Source organism: Alteromonas sp. 009811495 (genome assembly GCF_028865455.1).
Classification (GTDB): Bacteria; Pseudomonadota; Gammaproteobacteria; order Enterobacterales; family Alteromonadaceae; genus Alteromonas.
The window spans coordinates 3,212,950-3,232,561 of sequence record NZ_CP113972.1; the positions used below are offsets into that span (position 1 = coordinate 3,212,950).

At 45.1% G+C, this 19,612-nt stretch carries 14 protein-coding genes; 3 read left to right on the top strand and 11 right to left on the bottom strand.

Features of this window, described 5'->3' with window-relative positions; genetic code table 11:
• The first annotated feature begins 90 nt into the window (after positions 1-90).
• Together rpiA and serA are read left to right on the top strand one after the other, a co-directional pair.
• Positions 91-747, top strand: a complete 657-nt coding sequence (rpiA, locus tag OZ660_RS14605) for a ribose-5-phosphate isomerase RpiA (protein ID WP_202262221.1) — start codon at positions 91-93, stop codon at positions 745-747.
• Positions 748-1,000: 253 nt separating this feature from the next.
• Positions 1,001-2,230 carry a phosphoglycerate dehydrogenase gene (gene serA / locus OZ660_RS14610; RefSeq protein ID WP_202262222.1) on the top strand — a complete coding sequence of 410 codons (1,230 nt, stop codon included), beginning with the start codon at positions 1,001-1,003 and terminating at the stop codon, positions 2,228-2,230.
• 78 nt (positions 2,231-2,308) lie between these two features.
• Here the strand turns inward: serA and OZ660_RS14615 are convergent, their stop codons facing one another.
• From OZ660_RS14615 to OZ660_RS14645, 7 genes are all read right to left on the bottom strand, one after another.
• A complete protein-coding gene (locus tag OZ660_RS14615; protein WP_202262223.1) occupies positions 2,309-3,055 on the bottom strand; it encodes a DUF481 domain-containing protein in 747 nt (248 codons plus the stop codon).
• 210 nt (positions 3,056-3,265) lie between these two features.
• The gene (locus OZ660_RS14620; RefSeq protein WP_159626869.1) at positions 3,266-4,069 is read right to left on the bottom strand and encodes a DUF481 domain-containing protein; all 804 of its coding nucleotides are present in this window, start codon (positions 4,067-4,069) and stop codon (positions 3,266-3,268) included.
• 120 nt (positions 4,070-4,189) lie between these two features.
• Positions 4,190-5,014 (bottom strand): HDOD domain-containing protein, encoded by an 825-nt coding sequence (locus OZ660_RS14625; RefSeq protein WP_274741411.1) that lies wholly within the window; start codon positions 5,012-5,014, stop codon positions 4,190-4,192.
• A 90-nt stretch (positions 5,015-5,104) separates the two neighbouring features.
• The gene (locus OZ660_RS14630; RefSeq protein WP_274741412.1) at positions 5,105-5,383 is read right to left on the bottom strand and encodes a DUF1289 domain-containing protein; all 279 of its coding nucleotides are present in this window, start codon (positions 5,381-5,383) and stop codon (positions 5,105-5,107) included.
• A gap of 153 nt (positions 5,384-5,536) precedes the next feature.
• Positions 5,537-6,247, bottom strand: coding sequence for an SIMPL domain-containing protein (locus OZ660_RS14635; RefSeq protein WP_274741413.1), 711 nt, complete (start codon positions 6,245-6,247; stop codon positions 5,537-5,539).
• Between the two features lie 167 nt (positions 6,248-6,414).
• Positions 6,415-9,537, bottom strand: coding sequence for an efflux RND transporter permease subunit (locus tag OZ660_RS14640; RefSeq protein WP_274741414.1), 3,123 nt, complete (start codon positions 9,535-9,537; stop codon positions 6,415-6,417).
• The gene (locus tag OZ660_RS14645) at positions 9,537-10,799 is read right to left on the bottom strand and encodes an efflux RND transporter periplasmic adaptor subunit (RefSeq protein WP_274741415.1); all 1,263 of its coding nucleotides are present in this window, start codon (positions 10,797-10,799) and stop codon (positions 9,537-9,539) included. The genes OZ660_RS14640 and OZ660_RS14645 overlap by 1 nt, the downstream gene beginning before the upstream one ends.
• 642 nt (positions 10,800-11,441) lie before the next feature.
• Between OZ660_RS14645 and OZ660_RS14650 the strand changes: the two genes are divergently transcribed.
• The gene (locus tag OZ660_RS14650) at positions 11,442-12,524 is read left to right on the top strand and encodes a LysR family transcriptional regulator (protein ID WP_274741416.1); all 1,083 of its coding nucleotides are present in this window, start codon (positions 11,442-11,444) and stop codon (positions 12,522-12,524) included.
• A gap of 28 nt (positions 12,525-12,552) precedes the next feature.
• On the opposite strand, the gene OZ660_RS14655 is transcribed toward OZ660_RS14650, so the two are convergent.
• From OZ660_RS14655 to aceE, 4 genes are all read right to left on the bottom strand, one after another.
• Positions 12,553-12,993, bottom strand: a complete 441-nt coding sequence (locus OZ660_RS14655) for a hypothetical protein (RefSeq protein WP_232369587.1) — start codon at positions 12,991-12,993, stop codon at positions 12,553-12,555.
• A 227-nt stretch (positions 12,994-13,220) separates the two neighbouring features.
• Entirely contained in the window at positions 13,221-14,642 is a 1,422-nt protein-coding gene (gene lpdA, locus OZ660_RS14660) for a dihydrolipoyl dehydrogenase (RefSeq protein WP_159626855.1), read from the bottom strand.
• A 132-nt stretch (positions 14,643-14,774) separates the two neighbouring features.
• Positions 14,775-16,778 (bottom strand): pyruvate dehydrogenase complex dihydrolipoyllysine-residue acetyltransferase, encoded by a 2,004-nt coding sequence (gene aceF, locus OZ660_RS14665; protein WP_274741417.1) that lies wholly within the window; start codon positions 16,776-16,778, stop codon positions 14,775-14,777.
• A gap of 21 nt (positions 16,779-16,799) precedes the next feature.
• Complete coding sequence (gene aceE, locus OZ660_RS14670; protein WP_274741418.1) at positions 16,800-19,475, bottom strand: pyruvate dehydrogenase (acetyl-transferring), homodimeric type; 2,676 nt, start codon at positions 19,473-19,475, stop codon at positions 16,800-16,802.
• Between the last annotated feature and the right edge of the window lie 137 nt (positions 19,476-19,612).

A 19,612-nucleotide genomic window follows, 5' to 3' on the forward strand; every position in this document is an offset into this window, starting at 1 on the left:
TAAGTTCTTGTCAAAATATCCACTCGTTTAGGTGGGTTCACGTTATTTTATCGGTTACACTGCAAGCAAAAATACCCAGAGAGTAACCCTATGGATCAGAATGCAAAGAAACAGGCCGTGGCAAAGGCGGCTATTGCCTACGTAAAACCAGACAGTATTGTTGGTGTTGGTACAGGCTCAACCGTTAACTTCTTTATTGAAGAACTCGGCAAAATAAAACACCAAATAGAAGGCGCAGTATCAAGCTCTGAAGCATCTACCGAGCGCTTGAAAGCACTGGGCATTGAAGTTTTCGAACTTAACGAAGTAAGTGACCTTTCTGTGTATATCGACGGCGCTGACGAAGTTACTGAGCACAAGCATATGATAAAAGGTGGAGGCGCAGCGCTAACCCGTGAAAAAATTGTTGCTGGTGCAGCCACAACGTTTGTGTGTATTGTTGACGAGAGTAAACGTGTGCCTGTTTTGGGTAAATTCCCACTGCCTGTTGAAGTTATTCCGATGGCACGTTCATTCGTTGCTAGAGAGTTAGTGAAACTTGGTGGTGATCCTGAATATCGACAAGGTGTGGTCACCGACAATGGCAATGTAATTCTTGATGTTCACAATCTTGAAATTTTAAACCCACGAGAGCTTGAACAAAAAATCAATAATATTCCAGGTGTAGTAACGAACGGTATATTCGCGCTTCGTGGCGCAGACATTGTCCTTTCTGCTACCGATACGGGTGTTGACACATATAAATAGCCTTTTTGCTGACACTGCGCACACACGCTGGGTGCAGTGTTAGCACAATTACTACTTTTATCTTTGGCTATTTTCTGATAGCTTTCGTTTAGACGTCTAGATGGCCTTGAAGATAATCGACGACGCCTATCATAATGAAGTGAGTTAAGACCACTCAACGTATAAAGCGGCCCTAGTGGTGAATACATACTGGTAGCAACCCTACAAAAACGTAGTTATTGCCCACATTACATCAGCGAGAGATAGCGAGTTCATGAGCAAAGTTTCATTAGAGAAGGATAAAATCCGAATTTTATTGCTAGAAGGCGTTCACCAAAGTGCATTGGAAACCCTTAAAAGTAATGGTTATAGCAACATTGAGTTTCTTAAAACCTCGCTTCCAGAAGATGAGCTAATTGAGAAAATCAAAGACGCCCACTTTGTTGGTATTCGCTCGCGTACTCAAATTACAGAGAAAGTAGTTGAAGCAGCTCAAAAGCTAGTAGCCATTGGTTGCTTTTGTATTGGTACAAACCAAGTTGACCTTGAAGCAACGCAGCGCCGAGGTATCCCCGTATTTAACGCGCCGTTCTCAAATACCCGCTCTGTAGCAGAATTAGTACTTGGACAAATTATTCTTCTATTGCGTCAAGTGCCCAGCAAAAATGCAAAAGCGCACCGTGGCGAGTGGGAAAAAACAGCGGTTGGTTCTTATGAAGCACGCGGTAAAACACTGGGTATTATTGGGTATGGTCACATTGGTACGCAATTGAGCATACTTGCCGAACATTTGGGTATGCGCGTTCAGTTTTTTGATATTGAAGATAAACTGGTACTGGGCAATTCAGCCCAAGTTAAGTCGCTCGAAAAGCTTCTTAACACGTCAGATGTGGTTTCTCTTCACGTACCAGAAACACCATCAACACAGAATATGATTGGGGCAGAACAACTGGCGCAAATGAAGCCTGGCAGCATATTGATTAATGCATCTCGCGGTACGGTTGTAGATATTGATGCGCTGGCAAATGCGCTTGAGAGTGGCCATTTAAACGGGGCCGCTATCGACGTATTCCCTGTTGAGCCTAAGTCGAATACCGAAGAATTTCAGTCTCCTTTGCGTAAATTCGATAATGTAATTCTAACGCCGCACGTGGGTGGTAGTACACAAGAAGCGCAGGAGAATATCGGCATTGAAGTAGCGGGTAAACTAGCCAAATACAGTGACAACGGCTCTACGTTATCTGCGGTTAACTTCCCTGAAGTATCGTTGCCAGAGCACACTGGACGTTCGCGCCTATTGCATGTTCACAAAAACCAGCCTGGTATCTTAACGCAAATTAACCAAGCATTTGCGCAAAAAGGTATCAATATTGAAGCGCAATACCTACAAACCAATGCTGAAATTGGTTACGTGGTAGTTGATGTAAAAGAAGACCGTGGCTATGAGGCATTGGCCGAATTGCAACAAATTGAAGGTACGATAAAAACCCGTATCCTTCATTAATTGTTGGGCACGACGTTTTAAACAAAAAACGCTGCAAATGCAGCGTTTTTTTATATCTAACAATTAGCCACTATTGGCTTAGAAGAAGTTGTAAACCAAGCTAACCGCTGTTTCAGTATCAAGCTTCTCGACACCTTCTGCGACTTGTGAGTTGTGATCTAGCTTGAAAGATAAGCGCATTGAAAGGTTACCGCTAATTGTCGCAGTAAGCGCTGATTCAGCACGTGACTTCGTGTTCTCTTCACCCACTTCGGTACTGGCTGTTTGTGTGAACTTCGCCGTATCTGAAATTTTCCATGAATAAATGGTTGAAGCACGAACGATGACGCTGTTCTGACTTTCATCTTCCTGAGTTTCAACAAATGAATAACCCGGACCGATTGAGTACTCTAGCGTGTGCTTTTTGGTTTGAAGCACTTTTTGGTTCCAACCCGCTGCAATTGTTGACTGGTAATTAAAGTTACTAAAACGGTCATCTTCGTATGACGCGAACACGAATAATCGATTGTCAGGGTTTTCCAATTTGTAGTTACCCTGAGCAGATGCAAAGAACTTCTGCGCTGATGTTACATCTTCGTCTTCGCCATCATCACCTTCTACCGTTTCTTGGCGGTACAAACCTTCAATAGCATAGTCATTGCTCCAGTTTTCAAGCTCCTGACTTGCGGTAATACCTGCATTGATAGACGTAGTATCAGTGTTACCCGTTGTTGAGATAAAACCTAGCTCACCTTCCATTGTGAATGGTTTTACTTCATCATCTTGAGCAAAAGCGGTTGAAGAAAGTGAAAGTGCGATTAAAGATGCAAGCGCGTGCTTTTTCATTGAACAATCCTATTGATTATCGTTCCATTTGTTACACACGAAACCTTTTGAACTGCAAGGCGGTGTAACGCGAATTTTTGTATTAAGAGTATAAAGGTCGCGCCAAGCGCGGCCTGATAAACATTGCTGCGAAGTGTACATTTCTCATTCTATCCGTCAATGACATCGCCATAAAAACTGCGAGCAATCAGACGAATTTACACTAATTGACTAAAAGAACTGATATACCAAGGCCACTGACGTTTCCGTACTGAGTGGTTCTACGTCTTCAGCGGTGTCTGTCTCATGGTTAAGAATAAAGGAAAGCTTCATGGCCAACGAGCCAAATACGTTGGCAGAGAGCGAGGTTTCTGAGCGCGATTTGGTATTCTCTTCACCCGCTTCGGTACTCACAAACTGACGAAGCTTCGCGCCGCTACTCCAGCGATAACGATACTCTGCTGACGCACGCACGATGATACCGTCGTTCACCAAGTTATCATTGTCTTCCTCAGCTTGTATAAATGTGTAGCCTGGGCCAATACTGTAGCGAAACTCACTATCTTCATTACGCCACAGGCGCTGCGACCACCCCGCGGCCAAAGACGCACGGTGGTCGTAACCGGTAAACTTGTCGTCTTCATAGTCGCCGTACATAAACAAACGTCGCCCGTTTGCTACCAGCTTGTAGTCAAATTGGGCACTGGTATAAAACCGCTGAGCGCTCACCTCTCGGTCTGTTGTTGCTGTGCCCGACTCTTTGTAAAGCAGCTCAGCGAAATAAAGGCTACTCCATTGCTGAGTTTCATGGTCAGCATTAACTGCGGCTTTTATACTCGCTGCAGACGTATTACCAGAGTTAAGCAGGATCCCTAATTCGCCGTCTAAAGAAAAACGCGGAATTTCATCGTCAGTATCTGGGGTAAAGTCAGCGTGATATAGCGTTTGGATAAGGTCTTTGGCCTGAAGTGAAAAAACGGGGCAAAAACTAACTAAACACACTACTAAGCGCGGTATAAATTTTTTATTAAACATATTGAGATACACGTCGAGCTTCGTTTTATATTACGCCTATGTTGGCGCTTGCTTACGTCCATCCGCTGGAAGAGCATGCTAGCGGTTTGACGCTAGCACTATAATTCTGATTTTATTTGCTCACTGAATTAGAGATACCACTTTTGCAGTTTCAATTTCCGCGTACTCCGCAGATACTCTAACCAGTTCCATATCTAGACTTACTGTATTGGCTATCTCTGAAGTAAAAAGTTCAATATCACCATACATTTCTTGTTCTAACTGGCTAATTGTAATTTTATTTGCCAGCGCAAGGACACCAACATCGATATCAGAGGCTTGATGATCACCGTCGTTCATGTGCGTAACGGGCTGAGAAAGACCAAGGGGTAAGTTCCAGTTTTGCAATATGATACCGCTGCAGTGTGCAAACGTAAAACCAAAATGCGCACGTTGCCCTTCATCTGGTAATCCACTGCTTTTACTGTCTAAGTAAGCGACATAGCGCTTTGGAGCACGTTTTGCCACCACTAACTCACTTAAGTTTTGCAGCATACCCATAACAAAAAAGCGATCTGCACCACGAATATTCAGTCGCATGGCAAGGCTCTTTGCCACCATGCCGCAATACACCGAAGAGTACCAATGTTTGTCAATACTCACGTATTTGGTTTCGAAGTGTTTAAATGCAGTACCTGCTGTTTCTGCAACAACAATATTGTAGAGCGCCTCACCACCAATCACGTTGATTGCTTTTGAAACGGATTCTATCTGAGAGGGAAAACGAAAAAGTGAACTGTTAGCAAGGCGCAACACTTTAGCAGTTAAGGAAGGATCAACACTAATAAGGTTGCCTAAATCATCCGCCGTAGAGCGCGGATCATCTAGTACTGCGCGTAATCGCACGCATATATCAGGTAGCGCAAAAGATTTCGCCGCAAATGCAACGTACTTTTCTATCGACATCTAATTACTCTCACTTAGGTTGCTTGCCAATACAATGACATTATACATCTATCAGTTGGTTGACCCTACCCTTAAACACGTATTACGTATTTATAGATCACTGAATAAATTATACTGGGCTAGTTCATCAGTTGAACTTGATTCACCTTGTTTTCTCGCCCTTGCAAGTACCGCACGTTTTCGTCTAGCGCACGCACTGATTATTTGGCGTTTGGTAGCATCGTCCACCTTAAGCCAATACAGCCGCTCGTCTCGACTTCGAAAGCAACCTTTACAAAACCCTCTCGGCCCAGACTCACATACACCAATACAGGGACTGGGAATTTCAAAAAATTCCAGCTGCTGAGACTGTGGTGATTGTTCTGACATGCGATACACTCGTTTATCGATACGCGAAATACAGGGTTACTAAGCTTCCACTGAGTGATAGCTTCATTGCAATGCCCGTCAAACAAAAATAAACAGTACCAAAATGAAGGCACTGTTTACATGTTGGTTTTTAATAGCATAGCACGCCTAGCGCTAATCGATGAGCGTATAGTCAATGGTCGAGACTACTCTTACCTTTTTAATATGAGGGTGATGGCTATCTCGGCTACTGATGGTAAACCGCCCTTGATTCGCCCGCTTGATTTTTCCTAACGTACTTTGCGAGTCTTTTGCGAATTTCTCAGCGACTTCTCGTGCATTGAGTGTTGCCTCTTCAATCATTTCCGGTTTAACTTCGTTTAAGCGTGTAAATACATAGTCTGGTTGGGCGCGATAACTTTGATCAGACAACACAATCCCCGTTTTGATCAATTCACCTATTTGTTGCATCAGCAGTCTGACTTTTTCCACGTCTTCAGAAAATACCGTGACGGTCTGAATAGCACTGTAGCGAAAAGGCGCTCTGTCAGAACCGCCGTATTGTTGGGCTAGCTTGTCGGTGATTTCCGGCTTCCCTATTGTGATGCTTTCACTTGATATCCCTTTGGTTTGCAAGAACTGTGATACCTTGGCACTGTTCTTTTCGATTTGATCGTACAGTGCAGGCAGGTCATTACCCGCATCAACAAACTGAATGGGCCAAATTACCTGATCGGCAATGTATTCTCTTTCAGAAAGGCCTTTAACAGTGACGACTCTGTCCCACGTCTGCATATCATTCATCGCGCCTGATACCTGAAGACCAAGTACGCTTAACGCGACAATCATTCCTATTGCAATAATACTTGCTGCACCTACTTTCACGATTAACTCCCTAATACATTTAATACTTATCCAAGTTTAATCGACAATAGCACCCTTTTTGTTGTGTAAATAAGGCTAGTTGAGGCGAATTAAGGCAAAAAAAAGGCCACTCAAATGAGTGGCCTAAAGAGCCCCTTAAGAGGGCAACGCTTGGGTAGACGGGAGAGTTAACCGTTGCGCTTTAGCAAATAGTAAAAGACTGGGGTTAGGATTAGCCCGAAGAAGGTTACGCCTATCATGCCTGAGAATACTGCTACCCCCATCGCCTGACGCATTTCAGCGCCTGCGCCTGTAGAGATAACCATTGGCAGTACGCCCATAATGAATGCAATTGAAGTCATCAAAATAGGACGTAAACGCAAACGGCTCGCTTCTTTAATAGCAGAGAGCGCATCCATACCCTTGTCTTGCAGCTCTTTAGCAAACTCGACAATAAGAATGGCGTTCTTAGTGGCAAGGCCGACCAGTACAATCAATCCAATTTGAGTGAAGATGTTGTTATCACCACCGTAAACTTGCACACCTATTAACGCGCTCAGCAATGTCATTGGTACAATCAGAATGATGGCCAGTGGCAAGCGCAAGCTTTCATATTGTGCAGCAAGTACAAGGAACACCAACAACACCACGAGTGGGAATACGAAGGCTGATGCGTTACCTGCAAGAATTTGCTGATACGTTAATTCAGTCCACTCGTAAGTCATGCCCAATGGCAGTGTTTCAGCCAAAATTTCTTCAATAGCGGCTTTCGCTTGGTCAGATGAATAACCCGGCGCCGGCGCACCATTGATTTCTGCCGTGATATATCCGTTATAGTGCATAACACGGTCTGGACCTGCGCTGTGCTCTATATTTAAAAATGAACCTAGGGGAATCATTTCACCTTGTGCATTTCTAATTTTGAATTGCGTAATATCTTCAATATCTTGACGATACTGCGCATCGGCCTGCACATTCACTTGGTACGTGCGACCAAACAAATTGAAATCATTAACATACAGTGAGCCCAAGTAAGCCTGCATAGTGGTGAACAAGGTATCGATATTCACGCCTTGGCTTACGGCTTTTTCGCGATCTACATCTACATCAAGTTGAGGCACAGCAACCGTAAAGCTGGTGAAAGCATCGGTAAGCGCAGGATGTGCCCATGCTTTGCCAATCACTTCTTGTGTGACGCGCTCTAGCTCTTCAAATCCAAGATTTCCTCTGTCTTCCACCTGCAAGCGGAAACCGCCAATTGTCCCTAACCCCATTACTGGTGGTGGTGGGAAGATAGCCACAAACGCACCTTTAATAGAGCCAAAGTTTTGGTTTAGCTGAGCCGCAATGGCGCCACCCGATAATTCAGGACTTGTACGCTTGTCAAAGTCGGTCAAGGTAGCAAACAAAACACCTGAGCTTGGACTATTGGTAAAGCCGTTAATGTTTAGCCCCGGAAATGCAATGGCATCTTCAACACCAGGGTGTTCCATGGCAATACGAGACATCTCGCGAATAACTTCTTCAGTTCTATCTAAGCTGGCGGCATTAGGCAGCTGAGCAAACGCGACTAAGTACTGCTTGTCTTGCGGCGGTACATAGCCAGTGGGAGTATTGGCGAACTGGAAATAAGTTAGGCCAAGTAACCCAGCGTAAAGCACCATAATGACGCTGCTTTTACGGATAAGACCGCCTACAGCACCTGTGTACTTCTTAGAACCTCGGTCAAAGAAACGGTTAAAAGGCGCAAATACGAAACGACCAAACACTTTATCCATTAATCGGGTAAGCCAGTCGTTAGCTTGACCGTGAGGCTTCAGCAATAGTGCAGACAAGGCTGGGCTTAGCGTCAACGAGTTAATTGCTGAGATTACCGTTGAAATAGTGATAGTCAGTGCAAACTGCTTATAGAACTGCCCTGTTAAGCCACTCATAAATGCGGTCGGTACAAACACTGCTGCAAGTACAAGTGTTGTTGCAATAATAGGCCCAGTTACCTCTTTCATTGCCTGTACCGTGGCATCAAACGGCGTTTTGCCTTCAGAAATATTACGCTCGACGTTCTCAACAACCACGATGGCATCATCAACAACAATACCAATGGCAAGTACCAAGCCAAACAATGACAGGGCGTTAAGTGAGAAGCCCATCAACTGCATAAACGCAAAGGTACCCACCAACGAAATTGGTACTGCAACTAATGGAATAATGGATGCTCGCCATGTTTGAAGGAAAAGGACTACCACAAGAACAACAAGCAATACCGCTTCAAGTAATGTGCTAATTACTGCTTCAATTGAGCCACGCACAAACACGGTAGGATCGTAAGCAATTTCGTATTCTAGGCCTTCTGGGAATAGCTGTGATAACTCAGCCATACGCGAACGCACATCGTCTGAAATTTGAATAGCATTTGAACCCGGCGCTTGGAAAATAGGTAAAGCCGCTGCTGGGTTATTGTTAATCAATGAGCGAAGCGCATAAAACTCTGAACCTAGCTCAATACGAGCCACATCTTTAAGGCGCGTAATTTCGCCATTATCACCGGTTTTAACGATGATATTTTCAAATTCAGATTCGTCTTTAAGGCGACCGCGTACGTTAATTAAAAGCTGAAACTCGCTAGTCCCCGTTGGCTGTGCACCAAGGCTACCCGCAGCCGCTTGCTGGTTTTGATCGGCGATTGCCGCTACTACATCGCCAGGGTTCATTTGCAACGCAGCAAGTTTGTTAGGGTCTAGCCACACACGCATGCTGAATTCGCCTGCGCCAAACAGGCGTACTTGCCCTACCCCGTCGATACGGGCCAGCTCGTCTTTTACGAACTGATCGGCATAGTTAGACAAATAAAGCATGTCGTAGCGGTTATCTGGCGATGTTAAGTGAACCACCATGGTCAGGTCAGGCGATGACTTTTCAGTAACCACACCTAAACGCTGCACTTCTTGTGGCAAACGTGGAGTAGCACGGTTAACACGGTTTTGTACCAGCGTTGTCGCCTCATCAGGGTCTGTGCCGATAGCAAACGTGATGGTTAATGTCATGCGGCCATCGCTGGTTGCTTGTGAAGACATGTACAACATGTTTTCAACGCCGTTAATTTCTTGCTCAAGTGGTGTCGCGACGGTTTCGGCTATTACCTCTGGGTTTGCGCCCGGATAGTTGGCTGTTACCACTACTGTTGGCGGAACAACTTCTGGATATTCTGTAATGGGCAGCTGCCATACTGCAATGGCACCGCCAATAAAAATGAGTAGTGATAGCACGCCCGCAAAAATCGGGCGGCTAATAAAGAATTGCGAGATGTTCATTACTTAAGACCTACTGTTACAGTGCCAGATGCCACTGAACCACCAGACAGTACGTCCTCGTAATGCGCCATGTTGGTTACTTCTGTTACGTTATCTACCTGAGACTGCCAGTCCTGCAAGCTCGCTAATGCATCTTGGTCACCCATAGGTACTTCGTTCGCCGACACTGGCGCCCCTGGACGTACGCGTTGTAATCCGTCTACCACTATGGTGTCGCTAGCCGCTAGCCCACTTTTAATAATGCGCATGCTGCCAACTTTGTCACCCAGTGTAACCGCACGGTATTCCACTTTGTTTTCTTCATTTACCACAAGCACATACTTGTTATTCAAGTCGGTACCAATGGCTTTTTCTTTGATAAGAATGCCCTGTTCGTTTGTACTTCCAGCGAGTTTAAGGTGGGCAAACAAACCAGGAATTAAGCGACCTTCTTCGTTATTGAACACCGCGCGAACTCGCAATGTACCTGTGCTGCCATTCACTTGGTTATCGATAAAATCAATTTGGCCCCAATGCTGGTAGTCAGACTCATTGGCTAAACGCAGTGCAACAGGCTTGTCGTTCACAGACGTTGCATTGCTGCTTGATACATAATTAAGGTACGTTTGCTCGTCGATGTCAAAGTAAGCGTATAAACGGTCTGTTGACACGATACGAGTAAGTTCAGTTTGACCCGCCGTTACAAAGTTGCCTTCGGTAATATTAGCGCGAGAAATGCGACCTGAAATAGGTGCTTCAACGCGCGCAAAACCTCGGTTTAAGCGCGCTACTTCAAGAGCGGCTTGAGTTTGATTAAGGCTCGCTAGCGCTTGGTTTTTCTCTGCTAAACGGGCATCAAGTACCTCTTCAGACACCGCTTGTGTCTTGCGAAGTTTGTGGGCGCGTTTGTAATTTTGCTCAGCAAGCTCCAGTCGACTTTTCGATTCTTCAAGCTGTGCAGTCAAGCGAGCGACTTCTGCTTTAAAAGTGCGGTTGTCAATAAGGAACAGAGTTTGCCCTTGTTCAACATATTCGCCTTCTTTAAATGCGACAAAATCGATGTAACCTGAAACACGAGGACGAAGCGCTACAATTTGTGGCGATTCCAAGCGACCAGTGAAGTTGTCCCATTCGGTAAGGCGTTGCGTGACAACCGCTGCCACATCCACAGGTACGCCAGCGTTTGCCTGCATAGACTGACTAGGATCCTGCTCGTCACCACCGCATGCAGCGACTAGCGCAGTAAGGCTTAAAACAGCCAATAAACGGGTAAAAGTTTTCATTGCAAGATTCTCTCTTAAGTTCGACTAAAGTTTGATGGAATGCATTATGGACCACACCAAACAATAAAAATAATTATCTTTTTATATGCAACACATCACACAATGTTATATATTGAGAATCTAGCGGACAAAATTTAGACGTAAAAAAGGTGGTTTCACCTTTATCACGCAAATAACTGCTTAGAAAGCGAGAACTTAGGAAATTAGCGGGCTACAGCGGCGCAGTGTAACACTGTCACTCATCGCATTCATTTGGAAAATAAATGCATTTAGCTATAACCTATAACGAAACTATGTCATTGCAATGACATCGATATATTTTGCGATATCTGAAAAATAAAAAGGTGAAATCAAGTGAGCTTCACCTGACTTAAGGCAAAATAACGAAGCCTGTAGATACAAAGCGAGATGACACACGTTGTCAATGCGGAGTAATTTACTCGTACCTTTTGGTACACAAAAAGCAATTGACGCTTTTTGCGATAGTCGAGAGACAAAGAGGTGGAAGCGCGGAGTAAACCCTCTACCGCAGGGATGCGGTAGCGGAGCCCCCAAGGATGGGTTTACGGCGCGTTTACGCAGCGCTTCCTCCTTTTTGGCTAAATGATTATCGCAAGAAGCATCTAAAGACCGGAGACGATTATGCGTCCACATGACTTAAACTTACTAATGATATTCGATGCGATAATGACAGAAGGTGCTATTACCCGCGCCGCAGATAGGCTGTCAATGACTCAGCCGGCAGTATCAAATGCCCTGTCACGTATGCGAACTGCATGGAAAGACGAATTATTTGTAAAGGACGGACGCGGTATTCAACCCACTTCATTTGCCAAGAACTTGTGGAGCCAAATTCAAGGCCCGTTGGGTGAACTTGAAGTTGCGGTAAACCCGACAGACTTCAACCCTGCAACGGCCAAGCGTACGTTCAGAATTGCCGCGACAGACAGTATTGTTTCTATGGTGTGGGGACCACTTCGCCAAGTTATCGAAAACGAAGCGCCAGGTATCAATATTCACGCTATTCCTAATTACGATATGGAAACGGACAAAATACTCAAAGACGCAGAAGCTGAACTAACGTTTTCCAAATACCAAGAGCCTGATTCAGTTATACGCGCTGAACACGTACTTGATCCCAGCTGGGTTGTGGTGATGCGCCCTGATCACCCGTTGGCAAAAAGCCAGCTTACATTAGAAGAGTTTGTGGCCGCTGATCATCTATTGGTTTCTGTGACAGGCGATGTGACAGGCCCTACCGATCAAGTATTGGCTAACTTAGGGTTAAAGCGCCGCGTAGCTATGTCGGTTAATCAGTTTTACAACGCAACGCCTCTGCTAAAAGAAAGTAATCTTATTTGTGTTGCACCATCGCTTGTAATGGAGCGTGAGATATTTTCTGGTGAACTTGCGGTTTTTGAAACGCCAATTGAAATTGTAAGTTCGCCACTGTCTGTTATGTGGCACAAGCGTCAAGACCAAGATGCAGGATTACAATGGCTTCGAGGTTTGGTAGTTAAATTTATACGCGAACGGGTTCAGCGTCACGAAATGTTGCTGTCTCAATGTTGCCGTAAAGCCTACTGCGAAAAAACCGTTAAGCGCTTTATGGAACAGCGCAATATGGACTGCAATGAGTTCACGCCAGCGCATCTTAAAACGCAGGAGTTTGACACTGAAGAAGTTGCAGCCAACCAAAAAATTAAAGAAAAAGTGATTGCTTAAACACGCAATAACAGAACAAGTAACAGGGTTAGTTGGTTTTACATCCCAATGAAGAAAGCCAATCTAGCCCTTCCTGCTCACTACTACAGAACAAGTACTTTATTCCCGCTTGCTGAAATACCCGCTCAAACTGCCTAACCACTAAGGCTGGCACTTTTGCCCTATCTGCAATAACCACACTTGCATGCATGCCAAGCTCCATACGGCGCTTTATAGACACTACAAGCCACTCTTCCGCTTCGGGTGTTAATACACCGGTCCCAAAAATTGAGCCGATGAAGCCCCATTGCGCACCATCAAGGTTTCCTGTCAGCATGAGAACATCGTCGTGATATTGCTGCAGCATTTTTTGCGTTGCAATACCTTTCAATTCTGCCTTTATAACGCAGCCGTTGAGTTCAATGGCATATTCACCGTGTTTAGAAAATGAAGCCGGAGATGACAAACGAGATGGTGGAGTACTTTGCATTAAAACCTGTTATGTATGTTGAGTATTAAATGGGATAACTTAAGAGGCGCGTATTTTAATTGTTCGTTCAATAACGTAAATCACCCTTTAGTATAAAAAACCAACAAATAAGAAATTTTTTATGTTAGAACTTAAGCGAAAGAAAGGAAAAGCACAGAGCTGTAAAAGTGCAAGATACAAAAAACCCGCTCGTTGAGCGGGTTTTAATTAATTAGCGAAAAAGACGTTTACTTCTTTTTCTTCGCTTTCGGATTTGGCAAGTCTGTGATGCTTCCTTCGAAGATTTCAGACGCAAGACCGATAGATTCGTTCAGCGTTGGGTGAGCGTGGATAGTTAATGCTACATCTTCTGCATCCGCACCCATTTCAATGGCTAGGCCAATCTCACCAAGCATTTCACCCGCGTTGGTACCTACCATTGCACCGCCGATAACGCGACCCGTGTCTTTGTCGAAGATCATCTTGGTCATACCGTTAGTTGCATCAGATGCAATTGCACGACCAGAGGCTGCCCATGGGAATACCGCTGTTTCGTAGCTTACGCCCTGCTCTTTCGCTTCTTTCTCAGTTAAACCAACCCAAGCTACTTCTGGCTCAGTGTACGCAACTGAAGGAATTGCACGTGGGTCGAAGTAGTGCTTCTGTCCAGCAATAACTTCTGCTGCAACGTGACCTTCGTGAACCGCTTTGTGCGCAAGCATAGGCTGGCCTACAAGGTCACCGATTGCGAAGATGTGGTCAACGTTAGTACGCATTTGCTTATCAACATTAATAAAGCCGCGATCGTCAACATTAACGCCAGCAGCTTCTGCGCCCACTAGTTTACCGTTAGGCTTACGACCAACAGCAACAAGTACTTTGTCATAACGTACTGGCTCAGCAGGTGCGTTCTTGCCTTCAAATGTTACGTATAGACCGTCATCTTTTGCTTCAACTGCAGTAACTTTCGTTTCTAGCATGATGTTGAATTTTTCTTTGTAGTCTTTCATGAATACTTTCATGATGTCTTTGTCAGCTGCTGGAATAAGCTGGTCTAAGAATTCAACTACGTCGATGTTTGAGCCAAGCGCTTCGTATACTGTACCCATTTCTAGACCGATGATACCACCGCCTAGTACTAGCATTTTCTCTGGAATGTCTTTCATTTCCAGTGCGCCAGTTGAGTCAATTACGCGCTCATCTTCTGGGATGAACGGTAGGCTTACAGGCTCAGAACCCGCTGCGATAATTGCTTTTTCAAAAGTAATAGTAGTAACGTCGTCACCATTTTTTACTTCAAGGGTGTTTGCGCCTGTAAATTTACCAAAGCCTTGTACGTGCTTGGTTTTACGCATTTTAGACATGCCGCCAAGACCGTTAGTTAATTGCTTAACTACGCTGTCTTTATAATCGCGGATTTTGTCTAAATCGATGGTTGGCTCGCCAAACGTTACACCATGGCTTGCAAGGTGCTTCGCTTCTTTCATCACTTTTGCAACGTGAAGAAGGGCTTTTGAAGGGATACAGCCAACATTAAGACAAACGCCACCAAGTGTGTCACGAGAGTCAACGATAACTGTTTCAATACCTAAGTCAGCCGCACGGAATGCTGCTGAATAACCGCCAGGGCCGCCGCCCAGTACCACCAATTGCGTTTTAATTTCGCTCATTGTGAACCTCAATCCTGTTCTTGTAGGGTCATGCTATTACTTTTGTGCAATAGCATAACCTAAATGCCACCAAATGGGCTTATAAAATCGTCGAAAATGTTACTGATATTGTAAACTTTTTCGACCTTTTATTTAAAGTATGATTCTGCGCAAATCAGTAAGGTTTGCTGCAACCTCAGTAGAGAATCTCGCACCTACTGCACCATCGATTACTCGGTGGTCGTATGACAGGCTCAGCGGCACCATCAAACGCGGCTCGAATTCTTTACCATTCCACTTTGGCTTCATCTCAGACTTCGATACACCTAATATGGCGACTTCTGGCGCGTTTACAATAGGTGTAAACGCCGTACCACCAATACCGCCTAGGCTAGAGATGGTAAAAGTACCACCTTGCATGTCAGCCGCTTTAAGCTTACCTTCTCGCGCTTTCTGAGAGGTCTCGATAAGCTCACGTGATAGCTGCTCAATACCTTTCTTATTCACGTCGCGAATAACCGGAACAACTAAGCCACCTGGTGTTTCTACCGCGATACCAATATTGATAAACTTCTTGATGATCAAGCTTTCACCGTCATCAGACAATGAAGAATTAAATACTTCGTATTTTTCAAGCGCTTTAGCAACGGCTTTCATGACGAATACAAGTGGCGTGATCTTAAGACCAGACTTAATTTTCGCGTGGTAAGCGTTTTGCTCTTTACGGAAGTCTTCAACTTCTGTGATGTCTGCTTCGTCGAACTGTGTAACGTGCGGAATAGTCGCCCAGTTACGGTGTAGGAACGGACCAGAAATCTTCTGAATACGCGATAACGGCTGTTCTTCGATTTCACCAAACTTGCTGTGATCAACAGGTTTCACTGGCACAATTTGAAGCACATTGTCACCCACCGGCGCATTGCCCGATGCTGCGGCTGTACGAGGCTTAGCAAGCTCAGCTTTCACATAGGCTTGAACGTCTTCTTTCAAGATACGGTTTTTAGGACCTGAACCGTTTACTAACGTTAGGTCTACACCAAACTCACGCGCAATACGACGAACCGAAGGCGACGCATGGGCTTTGCCATTACCTTTCGCTGCTGGCGCTGGAGGCACAGGAGAACGGCCTTGAGAGGCGTCTTGCTGTGACTCTTGTTTAGTCTCTTCTTTCTTAGGTGCTTCTTGCTTAGGCGCTTCAGCAGGCTTTTCAGCTGCACTTGAAGACGAGCCAACGCTGGTCTCAAGCTTAACAACCAAAGTGCCTTGCTTAACTTTATCGCCTGTTTTGATAAAGACTTCTTTGATAGTACCCGCATGCGTTGAAGGTACATCCATTGTCGCTTTATCAGTTTCAAGCGTAATTAGACCGTCTTCTTTCTCAACAGTATCGCCTACCGATACCAATACATCGATAACGTCTACTTCGCCATCTTCGCCAATATCAGGTACCGCAACTTCAATGGTTTCGCTCGCTGACGCTGCTGCAGGTGCTGACGCTTGCTCAGTACTTTCTTGTTGTGCTGGAGCGCTTGCTTCTGAAGACTCAGCTGACGATGAACCAGAGCCTGCAACTTCAAGCTTGATCACAACCGTGCCTTCTTTCACTTTATCGCCAGTGCTGATGAACACTTCTTTCACTGTACCTGCGTGTGTTGAAGGTACATCCATTGTTGCTTTATCAGTTTCAAGGGTAATAAGACCATCTTCTTTTTCGATGGTATCGCCTACTGAAACCAATACGTCGATAACGTCAACTTCATCGTCAGAACCGATATCAGGTACGGCAACTTCAATAACTTCGCTGCTGCCAGATGCAGCTGGCGCTGCTTCTGACTTGCTTTCTTCTTTTGGTGCTTCTTCTTGCTTAGGCGCATCTTGTGACGCGTCGTCTGAAGATTCTTCAGCAGTGCTATCGCCATTGGCAACTTTCATTTCACCAATTACATCGCCTTCTTTGATTTTATCGCCTACGGATACAGACAAGCTTACAATCTCACCTTCAAACGGTGCAGGGATGTCCATCGACGCCTTGTCACTTTCAACAGTAACAACGCCTTCATCTGCCTCAATGTTGTCGCCTACGGCAACACATAGCTCGATAACTTCAACTTCGTCGCCACCTACATCGGGTACGATAATCTTTTGAATATCTGACATATGTTAAATACCTTATCTGGCTTACGCGTAAAGTGGGTTAAGTTTTTCAGCGTTAATATCAAAACGCTTAATGGCTTCTGCTACCACTTTCTTCTCAACGTCACCGCGTTGAGCCAATTCGTAAAGTGATGCAACCACGATGTATGACGCATTAACTTCAAAGTGAGTACGCAAGTTTTCACGGCTGTCGCTGCGACCGAAACCGTCTGTACCTAGACAGCGATATTCAGTGTCAATGAACGCGCGTACTTGGTCAGAGTAGTTCTTAACATAGTCAGTGGCTGAAATCGCAGGACCTGCGTCTTTGGTAATAACCTGACCAATGTAAGGTATTTTTTGCTCAGCTTCTGGGTTAAGCATGTTCCAGCGCGCTACGTCTTGACCTTCACGAGCTAGCTCGTTGAACGAGGTCACTGAGTACACGTCAGAAGATACGTTGTAATCGTCACAAAGGATTTGTGCTGCTTTACGTACTTCGTTCAAGATAGTACCAGAGCCCATTAGTTGTACGTTAAGCTTAGACTTGTCGTTTTCAACACGCTCTAGCTTGTAAATACCTTTAATGATCTGCTCAGCAACATCATCACCTTCTGGCATTTCTGGGTGATGATAGTTTTCGTTCATCAACGTTAGGTAGTAGAAGATGTTTTCGTTATTACCGTACATACGACGCAAGCCGTCTTGAATAATAACGGCTACTTCATAACCGTATGTTGGGTCGTAAGTAACACAGTTAGGAATAAGGTTAGCCTGAACATGTGAGTGACCATCTTGGTGCTGTAGACCTTCACCGTTTAGTGTAGTTCTACCCGCTGTCGCGCCTAATAGGAAACCACGTGCTTGGCTATCACCTGCTGCCCACGCTAAGTCGCCAACACGTTGGAAACCAAACATAGAGTAGTAAATATAGAACGGAATAGTTGTTGCGTTACACGTTGAGTATGACGTACCAGACGCTACCCACGATGCCATTGCACCTAGTTCATTGATACCTTCTTGCAGTACCTGACCTTTCTTATCTTCGCGATAGTAAGCGACTTGGTCGGCATCTTGAGGTACGTATTTTTGGCCTTCGTTAGCGTAAATACCTACCTGACGGAACAAGCCTTCCATACCGAAGGTACGCGCTTCATCAGGGATAATTGGTACAATGCGCTTGCCAATTTTCTTATCTTTCAACAACGCGTTAAGTACACGTACAAATGTCATGGTTGATGAAACTTGACGGTCGCCAGAACCTTTTAAGATAGCGTCAAATGCGCTCAGTTCTGGAATTTCAAGCTGCTCTTCGGCTTGCTCACGACGCGCAGGTAAATAACCACCTAGTGCTTCACGACGTGCACGAAGATACTTCATTTCTTCGCTGTCTTCGTCGAACTTGAAGTAAGGCAAGTCGGCAATTTTTTCGTCTGCTACTGGAATGTTGAAACGGTCGCGGAACTGTTTGATTGAATCCACATCCATTTTCTTCACGTTGTGCGCAACGTTTTGTGCTTCACCTGAACGGCCAAGACCAAAGCCTTTTACGGTTTTAGCAAGAATTACCGTTGGGCGACCCTTTGTATCAATGGCTTTTTGATAAGCTGCAAAAACTTTAACAGGGTCGTGGCCACCACGGTTCAAGCGCCAGATGTCATCGTCTGACATATTCGCTACAAGTGCCGCCGTTTCAGGGTACTTGTTGAAGAAGTTTTCACGGGTGTACTTGCCGCCTTTGGCTTTACAGTTTTGGTATTCACCGTCTACGGTTTCACCCATAAGCTGGATAAGCTTGCCAGATTTGTCGCGCGCAAGAAGCTCATCCCAGTAGCTACCCCAAATCACTTTCACTACTTCCCAGCCTGCGCCGCGGAATGTACCTTCAAGTTCTTGGATTATTTTGCCGTTACCACGTACCGGGCCGTCTAGGCGCTGAAGGTTACAGTTGATAACAAACGTTAGATTGTCTAGGCCTTCGCGAGACGCAAGACCAATTGCACCCAAGCTTTCTGGCTCATCACACTCACCGTCACCCATGTAGCAGTAAACGCGCTGATCTGAACAGTCTTTAATACCGCGGTTAGTTAGGTATTTAAGGAAGCGAGCTGTGTAGATAGCTTGAAGTGGACCAAGACCCATCGATACGGTTGGGAACTGCCAGTAGTCTTTCATCAAATGCGGGTGCGGGTAAGAAGATAGACCGTCGCCTGCACATTCCTGACGGAAGTTGTTTAACTGTTCTTCAGTTAAGTTACCTTCCATGTACGAGCGCGCGTAGATACCGGGTGCAATGTGACCTTGAGCAAAAATAAAGTCACCGCCTTGATTTTCGTTTGGCGCTTTGAAGAAATGGTTAAAGCCCACATCGTAAAGCATTGCAGATGACGCGAAGCTACCAATATGGCCACCAAGCTCTAGTTCTTTTTTCGATGCACGCAATACAATCATCAATGCGTTCCAGCGAATTGCCGCACGGATACGCGCTTCAATGGTCAAATCGCCCGGCATTTTTGGCTCTTGCGCCGCAGGAATGGTATTGATGTAGGCAGTGGTAGCGTCATAAGGCAAATGCGCGCCGCTGCGACGAGCTTTATCAATAAGCTTTTCGAGTAAGTAATGTGCGCGTTCTACGCCTTCCTCTTCTAAAACCGACTCAAGCGCGTCAATCCACTCTTTCGTTTCTTGTGGATCCACATCTTGGTGCATCATTTCAGTCATGGTGCCATCCTATTTTTTGCTTATATAGAAAATCCTCCTTAAGCCTTGTTCTTGTTAAAAAGAACGCTAAAAGAAGGAAAACTAAATTACGTTGTACTCACAGTGACCCTATCTGGCTCACCTGCTTTTGCAGTGGC